The following is a 14,801-nucleotide window of genomic DNA, read 5'->3' as shown; positions in this document are numbered from 1 at the left end:
CTGGCGACAACTGGCCCAATGAGGGGCGGCGCGGTGCGCCGCCGGCATCAGGGCATGTACATGCCGCCGTTGACGTGCAGTGTCTCGCCGGTGATGTAGGCCGCTGCCGGCGAGGCCAGGAAGCCCACCGCCTTGGCGATATCGCTCGCCTGGCCCAGATGACCCAGCGCGATCTGGCCAAGCAGGCCGTTGCGCTGTTCCTCGCTGAGCGCGCGCGTCATGTCGGTGTCGATGAAACCCGGTGCCACCACGTTCACCGTGATGCCGCGGCTACCGATCTCGCGCGCCAGCGACTTGGAGAACGCGATGATGCCGGCCTTGGCGGCGGCGTAGTTGGCCTGCCCCGGGTTGCCGGTGACGCCGACCACCGAGGCGATCGAGACGATGCGGCCCTTGCGCGCCTTCATCATGCCGCGCATCACCGCCTTGGACGTGCGGTAGACCGAAGTGAGATTGGTGTCCAGGATGGCCTGCCAATCTTCGTCCTTCATGCGCATCAGCAGCTGGTCACGGGTGATGCCGGCGTTGTTGACGAGGATGGAGACGGCGCCGAGTTCCTTGGTGATGGCATCGATCAGTCCGTCGACGGCGGCGCCGTCGGTGACATCGAGCTTGCGGCCGTGGCCACCGTGCGCGGCTAGCCGCTCGCCGATCGCCGATGCGCCGCTGTCGCTGGTCGCGGTGCCGATCACGGTGGCGCCCATCGCGGCCAGTTCGTCGGCAATCGCCGCGCCAATGCCGCGGCTCGCGCCGGTGACCAGGGCGATCTCACCCTTGAGTACGTCGTTCATGCGAATGTCCTTGCAGTTCGAATTCGGGAGGGATCAGACCCACTCGGCGCGGGCAGCCTCGAAGTCACCCGGCGTGCCCAGTGCGCGCGCATCGATCGACTTGTCGATCCGCTTGACCAGCCCGGCCAGCACCTTGCCCGGGCCGCACTCGGCGATGCGGGTGGCGCCGCCGGCGACCAACGCCTGCACGCAGCCGCTCCAGCGCACCGGCAGGTAGAGCTGGCTGACCAGCGCTTGGCGAATCGAATCGACGCCCTGATGCACCGTGGCATCGACGTTCTGCACCACCGGAATCACCGGCTCGCGCCAGTCGTAGGCAGTCATCGCTTCGGCCAGTCGATTGGCCGCCTCGCGCATCAACGGGGTGTGCGAGGGCACGCTCACCGGCAGCTTCACCGCCTTGCGCACGCCGCGCTCGGCCAGCAGCGCCAGCGCCTTGTCCACGGCGTCGGCGTGGCCGCCGATCACCACCTGGCCCGGAGAATTGAAGTTGGCCGCCACCACTACGTGGACGCCGGAGGCGTCACGACAGGCCTCCTCGACCACGGCGTCCTCGGCCCCCAGCACGGCCGCCATCGCGCCAGAGCCTTCCGGCGCCGCTTCCTGCATGGCCTGTCCGCGGATGCGCACCAGGTGCGCCGCATCGCGCAGCGCGATCGCCTCGGCAGCGACCAGCGCGCTGTACTCGCCCAGGCTGTGGCCGGCCAACTGTGCCGGCAAGGCACCGCCCTGCGCGCGCCACAGGCGCCATACCGCCACGCTGGCGGCCAGCAGCGCCGGCTGGGTGTATTCGGTGCGGTTGAGCTGCTGCTCCGGCCCCTGCTGGCTGAGCGCCCACAGGTCGACGCCCGCGCCGTCGGACGCCTCGTCGAACGTGGCCTTCACTTCCGGATGCAGCTCGGCCAGCTCGGCCAGCATGCCGACCGACTGGGAGCCCTGGCCCGGGAACACGAAGGCCAGCGAGGAGACAGGTGCAGTCATGAAGCAAAACCCGGTGGGAAAACCGCGATGGTGCCAGCAATCGCTGGCGTACGCAGCCGTATAGCGACGTTTCGTGCCGTAGAACGCAGATGCCGCCCCGAGGGGCGGCATCCGTGGTAACGCAAGTGACCGGGACGATCAGTAGCGCAGCAGCGCGGACGCCCAGGTGAAGCCGCCGCCGAAGGCCTCCAGCAGCAGGGTCTGGCCGCGCTGCACCTTGCCCGAGCGCACTGCGTAGTCCAGCGCCAGCGGCACCGAGCCCGACGAGGTGTTGGCGTGCTTGTCCACCGTCACCACTACCCGCTCCATCGACATCTTCAGCCGCTTGGCGGTGGCCTCGATGATGCGCAGGTTGGCCTGGTGCGGGATCAGCCAGTCGATGTCCGACTCCTGCATGCCGGCGGCCTGCAACGTCTCGTCGACCAGCGAATCGAGCGTCTTCACCGCCACCTTAAACACTTCGCGGCCAGCCATGCGGATGCGCACGCCGTGGTTCGGCTCGTCGGTGAAGCCGACCGAGACGCCCACCGGGTTGTACAGCAGTTCCTTGTGCCCGCCATCAGCGTGCAGGCAGGTGGCGTAGATGCCCGGCTCGCTGGACGCTTCCAGCACCACCGCCCCGGCGCCATCGCCGAACAGCACGCAGGTTTCGCGCTCGGTCCAGTCGACCATGCGGGTCAGCGTCTCGGCGCCGATCACCAGCACCTTCTTCGACTGCCCGCTCTTGATGAACTTGTCGGCGATGCCCAGCGCATACATGAAGCCCGAGCAGGCCGCGTTGACGTCGAACGCAGCGCAGCCGTTGGCGCCCAGGCGGTGCTGCACCAGGCACGCGGTGGACGGGAAGATGATGTCGGGCGTGGTCGTACCCAGCACGATCAGGTCCAGCTCGGAGGCCTTGACCCCCGCCGCTTCCAGCGCACGCTGCGCCGCCGTGACGGCCAGATCGCCGGTGGTCTCGCCGTCGGCCACCACGTGGCGCTCGCGGATACCGGTGCGCGTCTGGATCCATTCGTCACTGGTATCGACGATCTTTTCCAGATCGGCGTTGGTCAGGACGCGGTCGGGCAGCGCGCTGCCGGTGCCGGTGATGCGGGAAAAGATCGGGGTCATTCAACTATCCATTCGCACGGTCGTCCGGACGATCGCCGTGTCCACGCCGGGGTGGAAGGCGTACCGGAACTGACAAAGTACGTTCGCCTGTGCACAAAAGCAAAACGGCGCGTTGCCGCGCCGCTTGCCACCGGAATCCCGTAAGGGACCGATCAATCCTCTTCGACGGCCGCCACGGCGGTGTCGATGACCTTCTTGCCGCGGTAGTAACCGTCGGCGGTCACGTGATGGCGCAGGTGCACCTCACCGCTGGTCGGGTCGGTCGACAGCTGCACGGTCTTCAGCTTGTCGTGCGAACGACGCATGCCGCGGGTGGACGGGGTCTTGCGGCTCTTGGCAACGGCCATGGCGGATCTCCAACGTAATCGCTTGTTTCGAGCGGGTTATTTCTTGAGTTCGCGCAACACCGCGAACGGGTTATCGGTACGTCCCTCGTCGGCACTGTCGTCCGTCGGCGGGCTTGTCACTTCTTCCGGCAAGGCGCTGTCCGGATTGATCGGCACCAGCGGCAACGCCAACAACAGTTCGTCCTCGATGACATCGGCGAGCGCCAGCTTGCCGTCGTCGTCCACCAGCAGCGGCTCGCAGTCGGGCGACAGCCCGGACTCCTCGCGCTCCGACCGGATCAGGCCGAGCCGGCTGTGCAACGCCACCGGCAGCACGAACGGCTCCAGCGAGCGCTGACAGGTCACGGTCAACGGCGCTTCGGCGCGAACATCGAGATACGCCATGCCCAGCTCGTCGCGGCCAAACTCCAGCTCGAAGTCGACCTCCCCGTTGCTGCCTGCCAGCATCCCGCACAAGCGGGGCATCGAGGCCACAGGAAGCGTTCCAACGAAGGAACGCCGCGCCGAGACCATGCGCCAAGCGTCCACGGACTCTGGCAGTGTCACGGACATAATCGCGAAATTATGGGTTTGCGCCCGCGCCAAGTCAACAATGCAGCGGTCCGCGCGGCCGTGGCTGGCGCTAGGACGCCCCGGAAGCCGCGCTTTGCCTGCCTTGCCCCGCTTGCGGCAGACTGGCGGCCCGACGATTTCAGGCGATCGAAGCCTCGTGACTCCCCAGATGATGATAGCCGGCGGCGCAGTCCTGTTCGGGCTGCTGGTCGTGCTGGTCGCCGTGCTGCTCAACCAGCGCAAGCGCGAGTGGAAGCGCAATGCCAGCCTGCAGACCCTGTTGGACCTGGCCGACCGGCTCGAAGCCGACCTCAAGACCTGCCGCAGCGGCCTGCAGCAGGCGCACGCCGTGATGTCGGTCAACCCGGACGCGCCGCAGGCCAGCGAAAAGGACGCGCGCCAGGCGATCGATGCCGGTCTGCGCGCCCTGCTGCAGCAGCGCCTGTGGATCCGCGACTGTTCCGCCTGGGCCAGCCAGCAGGAGCTCGATGCTACCGCGCAGTCGATGCGCGACACGCGCGGCCGCCTCAAACCCCTGCTGAGCGCACTCAACCAGGCCCAGCACGACCTGGACAACGCGATGCGCGATCACATCCACCGTGGCCCCGGCGCATGACCGCTCCGGTCGTACTGGGCTCCTCCTCGCGCTATCGGGCCGAGCTGCTGCATCGCCTACTGGAGGAATTCACCCAAGCCGCGCCGGGCGTCGATGAAGCGGCGCTGCCCGATGAGGCACCCGCGGCGCGCGCCCTGCGGCTGGCCGTCGCCAAGGCCGAGGCGGTGGCGCAAACCCATCCGCAGGCGCTGGTGATCGGCTCGGACCAAGTCGCCGAGCTGGGCGGCCAGGTGCTCGACAAGCCCGGCACCGCCGAGCGCGCGCGCGAACAACTGCGTGCCAGCAGCGGGCGCACGGTGCATTTCCACACGGCGCTGTGCGTGTTCGACGCCCGCACGGGCGAGCGGCACACCCACGTCGACCTCACCCGCGCGGTGTTCCGCGAGCTCGGCGAGAGCGAAATCGACCGCTACGTAACGCGCGAGCAACCGCTGGACTGTGCCGGCAGCTTCAAATGCGAGGCACTGGGCATCAGCCTGTTCGAACGTATCGAGACCGCCGATCCCAGCGCGCTGATCGGCCTGCCGCTGATCGCCCTGGCGCGACTGCTGCGAGCCGCCGGACACGCGGTGCCCTGAGCAGGTTCGATCAGCGCGCCGTATCGGCCGCATGCGCGGCGCGCCAGAGCGGACAGGTCTCACGTTCGGCCGACGAAGCCGGTGCCGCGGAAGGCGCCGCCGCCGGCACCTGCCCGCGATAGAACGCGAAGCGCTTGCGGCCGTCGTAGAGATCCAGCCGTCCCGCGGCTCGCGGCGCATTGATACGCCGGCACAGGGTGCCCTGCCAGGCCAGCCGCCCGCGCTCGCTCTGCGCGGTCTCCTCCACCACCAGCAGCATCGGCTGGCCCGCATGCGCGGCGCGCAGGCCAGCCTCGTCGCGATGCCAGATCGCCAGCTGCGGCGCGCGACCATGCTTGATGTTCAACGGACTGTCGAGGCTGTAGATCGGCCGCGTGCCGCCGAGCGCGAAATCCAGTTCGGCGGCAAGCGCGAAGTTGTCCGCCACCACCGCCGTGTCTCCAGGATGCGCCATGTCCACCTGCAGTGCGGCCTCACGCCAGCCGACAAAGGCGTACGGGAACGCTTTCCATCCCGCCAGGCGCGTCGCCCCGCCCGGCGTCGCCGCCAGCGCGAGATAAGCCAGTCCCAGTGCCTGGCCCAGCACCGCCACGCCCAGCCCCAGCATCAAGCAGCGGCGAGCACCGCGCATCGCGCGGTCCGTCCACAGCAAGGCCGGCAGCACGGCGAGCAGGGGCAGATAGCCCGGCAGCGGCCAGTGCGCGCGAAAGCGCAGGTCATCGGCAAACAGGCCGAGCACGAAATAAAGCCCGAGAAAGCCCACCGCGACGAAGGCGATGACATCCCACGGCGCACCCGCACGGCGGCGTCGCCATGCCAGCCACGCCGCCCACAGCAGCAAGGCGTACAGCACCGGCGTGCAGGCCAGCGCCTGCTCCAGCGGTTGCACCAACGCACTGGTGTGGAACTGCCACGGGTTGCGGTCGACCAGCTGGAAGGCGACGCCGGCGCCGCGTTGCTGCCAGTTGGACACCAGCAGCGGGATCAGTCCCAGCGACGCCACCGCCAGCGCCAGCCACAGGCCGCCACGTCGCCACAGCGCGCGACCACGCGGCGCGAATGCCAGGAAGCCCAGCCCCACCAGCATCGGCATCGCCGCGCGGTAATGCGTGAGCCAGGCGAACGCGAGTGCGACACCCAGGAGTAGCCAATCACGTCGGCGGTCCGTCGCGGCCACGCGCTGCAGCGCCAGCACGGCGAGCATGATCGCCACCGTCAGCGGCACGTCCGGCAGCGCCAGCACGCCGAGCGTCCCGGCCAGCGGCAGCGCCAGGCAGAGCAAGCCCGCCTGCCAGCCCACGCGCGCATCGAGCGCCTCGCGCGCAAACCGCACCACGATCCAGGGCAGCGCCGCGCCCAGCAGCAGGAACGGCCAGCGCATGCCGAGGAGCCCATGGCCCGCAGCGGTTTCGCCGAGACGGATCAGCCACGCCGTGAGCGGCGGCAGATCGCTGTAGCCCCAGGCGAGGTGCCGGCTCTCCTGCCAGTAGAACGCCTCGTCGCTGAAGGGTGCGAGCGTGGCGGCGAGCGCGATCTTGACCAGCAGCTGTGTGACGAACGCCATCACGAAAGCGGCTCGCCAGCGCGCGACGGGCGCGACTACACTGGATTGGTCACGCATGCATCGCGCTCCGGTGCGCCGCCAGGGAACTGCCTAACCACATGTCCGCCACTCCACTCCGCGATGATCCCCTGCTGCGCCGGCTCGATGCCGCGCTGGCCCAGGTCAACCAGGTACTGCTGGGCAAGCCGCGCCAAGTGAAGCTCGCCTTCGCCTGCCTGATCGCCGGCGGTCACCTGCTGCTCGAAGACGTGCCCGGGGTGGGCAAGACGACGCTGGCGCATGCGCTGGCCGCCACCTTCTCGCTCGACTTCCAGCGCGTGCAGTTCACCAGCGACCTGTTGCCGTCGGACATTATCGGGGTGAGCGTATACGAGCGCGAGACGGCGCAGTTCCGCTTCCATCCCGGCCCGATCTTCGCCGGCCTGCTGCTCGCCGACGAGATCAACCGCGCCACGCCGAAGACGCAGAGCGCGCTGCTCGAGGCAATGGCCGAAGGCCAGGTCACCGTGGACGGCCAGACGCACGCGCTGCCGGTGCCGTTCTACGTGGTGGCCACGCAGAACCCGCTCGACCTCAACGGCACCTTCGCCCTGCCCGACTCGCAGCTGGACCGCTTCATGCTGCGCATCTCGCTGGGCTATCCCGATGCCGGCGCCGAGCGCGCCCTGCTCACCGGCAGCGACCGCCGCGGCTTACTGGCCCAGCTGCAGCCGCAACTCGACGGCACCGGCCTGCTCGAACTGCAGCAGCGCGCGCAGGCCGTCGCCACCAGCCAGGCGCTGCTCGACTATCTGCAGGCACTGCTCGCGGCGAGCCGCCGGCACACCGAGATCCGCGTGGGGCTGTCGCCGCGGGCCGGCCTCTCGCTGCTGGCCGCGGCACGCAGCTGGGCGCTGCTCAGCGGCCGCAACCACGTGCTGCCGGAAGATCTGCAGGCGCTGTTCGTGCCGCTCGCCGGCCACCGACTCGTGCCCAGTCGCGGCAGCAGCGGCGATGCGCTGGCGCGCGAACTGCTCGCCGAGGTGGCGGTGGACTGATGCCCGCAACGCTGCAAGCCCTGCAGCGCTGGGCCGAACGACGCCTGCCGGCGCTGACCCGCTACCGTCGCCCCGAGCCGCTGCCGATCGAATTGCATCGCCGGCGCATTTACATCGTGCCGACCGGCTTCGGACTGGGCTTTGGCGCGCTGCTGCTGGTGATGCTGGTCGGCTCGCTCAACTACACCAACAACGCCGCCCTGCTGCTCACCTGCCTACTCGGCGCGGCAGCCATGAGTTCGATGCTGCTGGCCTTTCGTGTGCTCGACGGCGTGACCCTGGCGCATATCCGCGCCGGCCATGCGATCGCCGGCCAGCCGATCGACCTGCACCTGGTCTTCCGTGCGGCGCGCCCGCGCGAGTCGGTGCGGGTGGATCTGGAAGACGCCACCCAGGCCTTCATCATCGAGGCGCATGGCGAGGCCGAGGTGGCCTTCGCCATCGCCACCGAGTTCCGCGGCTGGCAACCGCTGCCACGCCTGCGCGTGTGGAGCACCTGGCCGCTGGGCATGTTTCGCGCCTGGAGCTGGCTGTATCCGGAGCAATCGGTACTGGTGTGGCCGCGACCAGAAGCGCGCGGCCCGGCCCCGCGGGCGCCGGACGAAGATCCGGCCCGCCGCCGCCTGCATCGCGGTGACGACCTTGCCGCCCTGCGCGACTACCGCGTGGGCGATCCGCAGCGCCACGTCGCCTGGAAAGCCAGCGCCCGCCACGAAGGCCTGCTGGTGAAGGATTTCGAGCAGCCGCAATCGCATGAGGAGTGGCGACTGGACTGGCGCGAGCTGGGCCATCTGGACAGCGAGTCGCGCATCGCCCGGCTCGCGCGCTGGGTCGGCGAGGCTCACGCCCAGCGACGACGGTACAGCCTGTGGCTGCCCACGCAGGAGATCGCGCCGGGCAGCGGCGCCGACCACTACGCGCGCTGCATGAGCGCCCTGGCGCTGCTGCCGTGAGCTGGCTCGATCGCCTGCGCACGCGATCCGCAGCCGCGCCGCTGGGCGGGCGCGCCTTCGATTTCACCGTACTCGCCATCCTCGGCGTACTGGCGCTGCACGCACCGCATCTGCCGTGGTGGCTCACGCTCGGCCTCGGCGGCGTGCTGGCGCTGCGCTGGTGGCAGCGTCGGCGCACGCCGGGCAAGGCGCCGGCATGGCTCAAGCTGCCGCTGATCGCCCTGCTCACCCTGGCCATCGTGAGCACCTACGGCACGGTGTTCGGCCGCGCCCCCGGCTCGGCGCTGGCGGTGGGTCTGCTGGTGCTGAAGCTGCTGGAATGCGAGACATCCAGGGACGCGCGCGTCGGCATCGCGTTCGCCTGCTTCGCGTTGATGGCAGCCCTGCTGTTCGACCAGAGCCTGCTGGTCACCGTGGGCGTAGCGATCGGCCTGCTGCCGGTGTTCGCCGCGCTGCGCGCGCTGGAACCGGCGCAACGGCCGGCGAGCCTGCCGCGCCAGTTGCTGCCCGGTCTGGTGCTGCTGGCCGCCTCGCTGCCGCTGACCCTGTTCGCCTTCGCGCTGGTGCCGCGGCTGAGCTCGCCGCTGTGGGGCGCGCCGCAGAAGGAGGACGCGCGCACGGGCCTGAGCGACGAGATGTCGCCCGGCGCGATGACCGAGCTGCTGATCGACGACAGCCCGGCCATGCGCGTCGCCTTCGACGGCCCCCGACCGCCACGCACCTCGCTGTATTTCCGCGCCTACGTGATGTGGAACTACGACGGCGCCAGCTGGCACGCCGCAGACGTCGCCAACCGACCGGCCGACCCGATCGAGCCGACCGATCGCGTGGGTTACACGGTGACCTTGCTGCCCACCGGCCAGCGCGTGCTGCCCGCGCTCGACGTGCCACTGCAGAGCGTTGACGGCGCCGAGCTGCGGCGCGAGCGGATGCTGATGCGCGCGCAGCCGGTGAACGACACGCTCACCTACCACCTCACCTCGGCCCTGCACTATCGGCTGCAGCCCACGCTGGATCGCGGGCGACTGGCCGCGCTGCAGCTGCCACGGGGCTTCAACCCCCGCACGCTGGCGCTGGGCCGGGAATGGCGCACGCGCTACGGCGACGACTCGGCCGCGATCGTGCGGGCGGCACTCGACATGTTCCACAACGGTGGCTTCAGCTACACGCTGGCGCCCGCGCCGCTGGGCCGCGACGCCATGGACGATTTCCTGTTCTCCACCCGCGAGGGCTACTGCGAGTACTACGCCTCGGCTTTCACCGTGCTGATGCGCGCGGCCGGCGTTCCGGCGCGCGTGGTCACCGGCTACCAGGGTGGCTTCTGGAACAAGCTCGGCAACTACCTGCTGGTGCGCCAGTCCGACGCGCACGCCTGGAGCGAGGTGTGGATCGCCGGGCGCGGTTGGGTGCGCGCAGATCCCACCGCCGCCGTGCGGCCGGAGCGGGTCAATCTGGGCGCCGCGGCCGCAGCCGACGGCGGCAGCCGGCCCTGGTACCAGGACGCCTGGCTGCAAGGGCTGCGCAACCGCTGGGACATCGTCAACCGCTGGTGGGACAAGGGCGTTATCGGTTTCGATGCGCTGCGCCAACGCGGCCTGCTCACGCCGTTCGGCGTACAGGAGACCGACACGCAGATGCTGACCCTGCTGCTGGTGCTGGGCAGCGTGCTGTTCGCCTCGATCGGACTGGCCTGGGCGATGGCGCGACGCGTACGCATCGACCCGGCGTTGGCCGCGCTGCGGCGGCTGGAGCGCAAGCTGGGCAAGGCCGGCGTGGTGCGTCGACGCGGCGAAGGACCGCAGCACTATCTGCGCCGCGCCGCGCGCGCCCTGCCGGGCCAGCGCGACGCGTTGCAGCAGTTGATGGAGCAGTACCTGCAGTTGCGTTACGGCGGCAGCGAACCGGCGCGTGAATCGCTGCGGGCCTTTCAACGCGCCACGCGGGATTTTCACCCGTCGCGCGTGGTCCAATGACACTGACGCGATGGCGAGGCCATCGTCCTGAGCTGGAGAAACCCATGTCTGTCTACCGATCGATCACGCTGGCTTCGGCCGTCGCCTTGCTCGCCGCATGCGCCACGGTGCCCAAGCCGCTGGAAGGCACCTACACCGATATCTCCACGAGCAGTGCCCAGCAGGGCGGTGCCGGCGGCACCCGCGTCCGCTGGGGCGGCGAGATCATCAAGACTGAACCGGGCCCGCAGGAAACCTGCTTCTACCTGCTGTCGCGTCCGCTCGACGCGCAAGCGCGCCCGCGCTCCGCGCGCAGCGACGATGACAAGCAGCAGGGTCGCTTCGTGGCCTGCCGCGCCGGCTTCTACGATCCGGAAGTGTTTACCCGCGGCCGCGAGCTGACCGTTACCGGCACGCTGCACGGCATCGTGTCGCAGAAGGTGGGCGACTTCGATTACGCCTACCCGCGCGTGGAAGCCGACGTGGTCTACCTGTGGCCGCGCCGCCCTGCCGTGGTGAACTATCCGCCAGGCTTCTACGACCCGTTCTGGGGCCCGGGCTGGGGTCCGTGGGGGCCCGGCTACTGGGGCGACCCGTACTGGCGCCAGCCGCGCATCATCGTGGTGCCGCGCCCGGTTCCGCCCCCGCCGCCGCCGAAGCAGTAACCAACCCAGCAACGCAAAACGCCGGCTTCAAGCCGGCGTTTTTTTGTGGGCCTGTCGCGCGCCCGTCAGCCCGGCGGCCAGGTCAGTTTGCGGCCCGCCAGCAAGTGCACGTGCAGGTGGTAGACGGTCTGCCCGCCGTGGGTGTTGCAGTTGACGACGGTGCGGTAGCCGTCCTCCGCGAAGCCCTCATGCTTGGCGTAATTCGCGGCGGCCAGCAGCACCTTGCCGAGCAGGGCCGCGTCCTCGGGCGCGGCGTCGTTGAGCGTGGCGATCGGCTTCTTCGGGATAAACAGCACGTGCACCGGCGCCTGCGGATTGAGGTCGCGGAAGGCGAGCACGTCGTCGTCCTCGTAGACGATGTCGGCGGGAATTTCGCGCCGGATGATCTTGCCGAAAATGGTGTCGCCCATGGCGTGACTCCCCGTTCGTTCAAAGCCGCAGCAACATGCCGTGCGCCCCCGGCGCCACCAGCCTGAAGCCGAATTTTTCATACAGGCGGTACGCCGTGCCATCGGCGATCAGCCCGACCATGGTGCGCGCCGGCGCCCGCGCATGCACCTCGTCCATCAAGGCCTGCATGATGCGCCGGCCCAGCCCCTGGCCCTGCCACGCGGGCGCCACGGCAATATCGACCACGAACAAGAACAGCCCGCCATCGCCGACCACGCGCCCCATGCCGACCAGCTCGCCGTCATCGCGCAGACACACCGAGCACCAGCTGGCCGGCAAGCCCAGTCGCGCACCGGCAGGTGACATGGTGCTGAGGCCGGCGGCGCTGCGCAGGGCGAGGTATTCGTCATCGCCGGGAATCGCCAGCGACAGCTCCGGCGGCACCGGTTTCATTCCAGCGCCTGTCGGCTGCCGAAGGCGTGCGCCAGCGTGCCGCGGTCGACGTACTCCAGTTCACCGCCCAACGGCACGCCGTGCGCCAGCCGGGTCGCGCGCACGCCGCCGGCACGGGCGAGCTGGGCGAGATAGTGCGAGGTGGCCTCGCCCTCCACCGTGGGGCTGGTGGCGATGATCAGCTCCTCCACCTCGCCCTCGGCCAGCCGCTCGGTCAGCAGGTGCAGGCCGAGTTCACGCGGGCCAAGGCCGTCCAGCGGCGAGAGCCGGCCAAGCAGCACAAAATATTGTCCGCGATAACCGGTGGCCTGTTCGACCGCGGCAAGATCCGTCGGCGATTCCACCACGCACAGCACGTGGCGGTCGCGGCTGGTGCTGGAGCACAGCGGGCACACCGGGTCTTCGCTGAAATTGCGGCAGCGGCTGCAGTTGCCGATGCGCTGCATCGCCTGCTCCAGCGCGCCGGCCAACTTCAGGCCGCGTTCGCGCTCGCGCTCGAGCAGATGAAATGCCATGCGCTGCGCACTCTTGGCGCCCACGCCGGGCAGGCAGCGCAGCGCGTCGATGAGTTCGGCAAGCAGGGGGGATGCGGATGACATGGGGGATTCGGGTAGCGAGATAAGAGAAGCAAGCAGCGGGAGAAAAGCGAAGGATCGCGGGCCGCTGCCTGCGCCTACTCCTCACACTCATGCTCTCAAAACGGCATCTTGAAGCCCGGCGGCAGGTTCATCCCGGCAGTAACACCGCCCAGGCGATCCTTGCTTGCGGCCGCCACCTTGTTGACCGCGTCGTTCATCGCCGCCGCCACCAGGTCCTCGGCCATCTCCGGATCGTCGGCAAACAGCTGGCGGTCGATCTGCACGCGGCGCACTTCGTGCGCACCGGTCATCACCACCGTCACTAGGCCGCCGCCGGCGCTGCCGGTGACTTCCATCCGCGCCAGTTCCTCCTGCGCGCGCTTCATGTCTTCCTGCATGCGCTGGGCCTGCTGCATGAGCTGGCCGATCTGTCCTCTCATGGGTGTACTCCGATGTGTGCTCAGCCCGACACGGGCTTGATGGATTGCGGTACGACGCGGGCGCCGAAGTCGCGCTTCAGCGCCTGCACCAGGGGATCTTCCTCGATGGACTGTTCCGCGCGCGCCTGCGCGGCATCGCGCGCCTCGGCCGCTCGTGCCGCCGGCGTGTGGCTGGCCGCGCTGGCGTCGCTGACGAAGCGCAGGCGGATGCGCTCGCCGAGCGCCCGTCCGATCTGTTCTTCCATCTGACTGACCATCGGCTCGACCGCCAGATGCATGTGCGATTCCTGCAGCACCAAGGTCAGCGTCTGGCCGTCGCGTTCGCGCAGCGCCGCGTTCTGCGCGAGCTGGCCGAGCGGTCCACGCAGGCCGGCGTGGTCGATCAAAGCTGCCCAGTCCGGCAGCCCGCGGGCGTCGACCGGCACCGTACCGCGTGCCGGCGCGGGTGCTACTGCCTGCGCCGAGGACGGTGCCGGCGCGCTGGCGACGGCGCGATCGGCGGCCACGGCCGGCGACGGCGCCGGATTCGGGCGCTCCATCGGCGGCCGCACCACGCTGGATACCGATGCCGTCACCGGCGCTGCGCGCGCCGGCACCGAACGCGACGGCGCCGCGGCGGCATCCGCCGCCTCGCCCGGACGGAACGCCAGCATGCGCAGCACCGCCATCTCGAAGCCGGTACGCGCATCCGGAGCGAGCGTGAGGTCGCGCCGGCCGGTGGTGGCAATCTGGTAGTACAGCTGCACGTCTTCGGGCGCGAACTGGCTCGCCAGCTCGGCCAGTTCCGCAGCGGCGCTATCGTCGCCGGACTCGGGCTGATAACCCGGCACCAGCTGCATCAGCTGGATGCGATGAAGCACGGCGGCGATGTCGTCGAGCACGCCGCCGAAGTCGGGCGAGTAGGAAGCGATGCGCGCGCATTCGAGCATCAGCGCCTCGCCCCGCCCGGCCGCCAGCGCCTGCAGCAGGCCCAGCACCTGGCCGCGCGCCACGCTGCCGAGCATGGCGCGCACGTCGTCGGCCTTGAGCGCGCCGCCGCCGTAGGCAATCGCCTGGTCGAGCAGCGACAGGCCGTCGCGCAGCGAACCGTCGGCGCCGCGGGCGAGTTCCACGATGGCCGCGTCTTCGTAGGCGATGTTCTCGGCGGCAAGGATGTGCCGCATCTGCCCGGAGATCTGCTCCGGCAGCAGGCGCTTGAGATTGAACTTCAGGCAGCGCGACAGCACCGTCACCGGCAGCTTCTGTGGATCGGTGGTGGCGAGCAGGAACTTCACGTGCGGCGGCGGTTCTTCCAGCGTCTTCAGCAGCGCATTGAACGCCGGCTTGGACAGCATGTGCACCTCGTCCACCAGATACACCTTGAAGCGGCCGCGCGAGGGCGCGTACTGCGCGTTCTCGATCACCTCGCGCACGTCGTCCACGCCGGTGTTGCTGGCCGCGTCGATCTCCAGCAGGTCGACAAAGCGCCCCGCGTCCACCGCCGTGCAGACCGAACACTCGCCGCACGGATCGGCCGACTCGCCGCGCTCGCAGTTGAGCGACTTGGCGAAAATGCGCGCGATGGTCGTCTTGCCCACGCCGCGCGTGCCGGTGAAGAGATACGCGTGATGCATGCGGCCGGTGTCGAGCGCGTTGGTCAGCGCGCGCACCACGTGCTCCTGGCCTACCAGCTCGGCGAACTTGCGGGGGCGCCACTTGCGCGCGAGGACCTGATAGGACATGCGTTAAAGCCTGCTCGTGACGTTCATGCGCCGCCCGCGGATGCGGGCCGCTCGCCTGCCGCGGTGTCGG

Annotated in this window: 17 protein-coding genes; 6 read left to right on the top strand and 11 right to left on the bottom strand. The window is 69.6% G+C overall.

The annotated features are described in order from the left end of the window. Positions 1 to 47: 47 nt before the first annotated feature. The 5 genes from fabG to ACQVBX_RS03795 all read right to left on the bottom strand — a co-directional run bounded on the left by fabG (position 48) and on the right by ACQVBX_RS03795 (position 3,745). Positions 48 to 791 (bottom strand): 3-oxoacyl-ACP reductase FabG, encoded by a 744-nt coding sequence (gene fabG, locus ACQVBX_RS03815; protein WP_431636582.1) that lies wholly within the window; start codon positions 789 to 791, stop codon positions 48 to 50. Positions 792 to 824: 33 nt separating this feature from the next. After that, positions 825 to 1,772: an ACP S-malonyltransferase gene (fabD, locus tag ACQVBX_RS03810; protein WP_431636581.1), complete on the bottom strand. Its 948-nt coding sequence runs from the start codon at positions 1,770 to 1,772 to the stop codon at positions 825 to 827. A 138-nt stretch (positions 1,773 to 1,910) separates the two neighbouring features. Next, the gene (locus ACQVBX_RS03805) at positions 1,911 to 2,885 is read right to left on the bottom strand and encodes a beta-ketoacyl-ACP synthase III (RefSeq protein ID WP_431636580.1); all 975 of its coding nucleotides are present in this window, start codon (positions 2,883 to 2,885) and stop codon (positions 1,911 to 1,913) included. A gap of 152 nt (positions 2,886 to 3,037) precedes the next feature. Beyond that, positions 3,038 to 3,232 (bottom strand): 50S ribosomal protein L32, encoded by a 195-nt coding sequence (gene rpmF / locus ACQVBX_RS03800; protein ID WP_423255471.1) that lies wholly within the window; start codon positions 3,230 to 3,232, stop codon positions 3,038 to 3,040. A gap of 36 nt (positions 3,233 to 3,268) precedes the next feature. Continuing rightward, positions 3,269 to 3,745 (bottom strand): YceD family protein, encoded by a 477-nt coding sequence (locus tag ACQVBX_RS03795; RefSeq protein ID WP_431638104.1) that lies wholly within the window; start codon positions 3,743 to 3,745, stop codon positions 3,269 to 3,271. Between the two features lie 208 nt (positions 3,746 to 3,953). Here ACQVBX_RS03795 and ACQVBX_RS03790 point away from each other — a divergent pair, with 208 nt between their 5' ends. After that, positions 3,954 to 4,400: a hypothetical protein gene (locus ACQVBX_RS03790; protein WP_431638103.1), complete on the top strand. Its 447-nt coding sequence runs from the start codon at positions 3,954 to 3,956 to the stop codon at positions 4,398 to 4,400. After that, a complete protein-coding gene (locus tag ACQVBX_RS03785; RefSeq protein ID WP_431636579.1) occupies positions 4,397 to 4,978 on the top strand; it encodes a Maf family protein in 582 nt (193 codons plus the stop codon). Before ACQVBX_RS03790 ends, ACQVBX_RS03785 begins: the two co-directional genes overlap by 4 nt. Positions 4,979 to 4,988: 10 nt before the next feature. Here ACQVBX_RS03785 and ACQVBX_RS03780 read toward each other — a convergent pair whose 3' ends face one another. Then, positions 4,989 to 6,599 carry an ArnT family glycosyltransferase gene (locus tag ACQVBX_RS03780; protein WP_431636578.1) on the bottom strand — a complete coding sequence of 537 codons (1,611 nt, stop codon included), beginning with the start codon at positions 6,597 to 6,599 and terminating at the stop codon, positions 4,989 to 4,991. Between the two features lie 41 nt (positions 6,600 to 6,640). Here ACQVBX_RS03780 and ACQVBX_RS03775 point away from each other — a divergent pair, with 41 nt between their 5' ends. From ACQVBX_RS03775 to ACQVBX_RS03760, 4 genes are read left to right on the top strand one after another with little or no spacing between them, the layout of a single operon-like run. Next, positions 6,641 to 7,579, top strand: a complete 939-nt coding sequence (locus ACQVBX_RS03775; protein WP_431636577.1) for an AAA family ATPase — start codon at positions 6,641 to 6,643, stop codon at positions 7,577 to 7,579. Beyond that, complete coding sequence (locus ACQVBX_RS03770) at positions 7,579 to 8,532, top strand: DUF58 domain-containing protein (protein WP_431636576.1); 954 nt, start codon at positions 7,579 to 7,581, stop codon at positions 8,530 to 8,532. Before ACQVBX_RS03775 ends, ACQVBX_RS03770 begins: the two co-directional genes overlap by 1 nt. After that, positions 8,529 to 10,505, top strand: a complete 1,977-nt coding sequence (locus ACQVBX_RS03765) for a transglutaminase TgpA family protein (protein WP_431636575.1) — start codon at positions 8,529 to 8,531, stop codon at positions 10,503 to 10,505. Before ACQVBX_RS03770 ends, ACQVBX_RS03765 begins: the two co-directional genes overlap by 4 nt. Positions 10,506 to 10,549: 44 nt before the next feature. Then, positions 10,550 to 11,149, top strand: coding sequence for a Slp family lipoprotein (locus ACQVBX_RS03760; protein ID WP_431636574.1), 600 nt, complete (start codon positions 10,550 to 10,552; stop codon positions 11,147 to 11,149). Between the two features lie 65 nt (positions 11,150 to 11,214). Here the strand turns inward: ACQVBX_RS03760 and ACQVBX_RS03755 are convergent, their stop codons facing one another. The 5 genes from ACQVBX_RS03755 to dnaX all read right to left on the bottom strand — a co-directional run bounded on the left by ACQVBX_RS03755 (position 11,215) and on the right by dnaX (position 14,731). Beyond that, positions 11,215 to 11,559, bottom strand: a complete 345-nt coding sequence (locus ACQVBX_RS03755; RefSeq protein WP_431636573.1) for a histidine triad nucleotide-binding protein — start codon at positions 11,557 to 11,559, stop codon at positions 11,215 to 11,217. A gap of 19 nt (positions 11,560 to 11,578) precedes the next feature. After that, a complete protein-coding gene (locus ACQVBX_RS03750) occupies positions 11,579 to 11,992 on the bottom strand; it encodes a GNAT family N-acetyltransferase (protein WP_431636572.1) in 414 nt (137 codons plus the stop codon). Then, positions 11,989 to 12,591: a recombination mediator RecR gene (gene recR / locus ACQVBX_RS03745; RefSeq protein ID WP_431636570.1), complete on the bottom strand. Its 603-nt coding sequence runs from the start codon at positions 12,589 to 12,591 to the stop codon at positions 11,989 to 11,991. The genes ACQVBX_RS03750 and recR overlap by 4 nt, the downstream gene beginning before the upstream one ends. 95 nt (positions 12,592 to 12,686) lie before the next feature. Beyond that, complete coding sequence (locus ACQVBX_RS03740) at positions 12,687 to 13,010, bottom strand: YbaB/EbfC family nucleoid-associated protein (RefSeq protein WP_423255459.1); 324 nt, start codon at positions 13,008 to 13,010, stop codon at positions 12,687 to 12,689. A gap of 20 nt (positions 13,011 to 13,030) precedes the next feature. Next, positions 13,031 to 14,731, bottom strand: a complete 1,701-nt coding sequence (gene dnaX, locus ACQVBX_RS03735) for a DNA polymerase III subunit gamma/tau (protein ID WP_431636569.1) — start codon at positions 14,729 to 14,731, stop codon at positions 13,031 to 13,033. Between the last annotated feature and the right edge of the window lie 70 nt (positions 14,732 to 14,801).

Origin of the sequence: Dyella thailandensis, assembly GCF_050749815.1 — a bacterium.
Lineage (GTDB): Bacteria > Pseudomonadota > Gammaproteobacteria > Xanthomonadales > Rhodanobacteraceae > Dyella_A.
The sequence above is the reverse complement of the archived record's forward strand: the minus strand, read 5'-3'. Positions and strand labels throughout refer to the sequence as shown.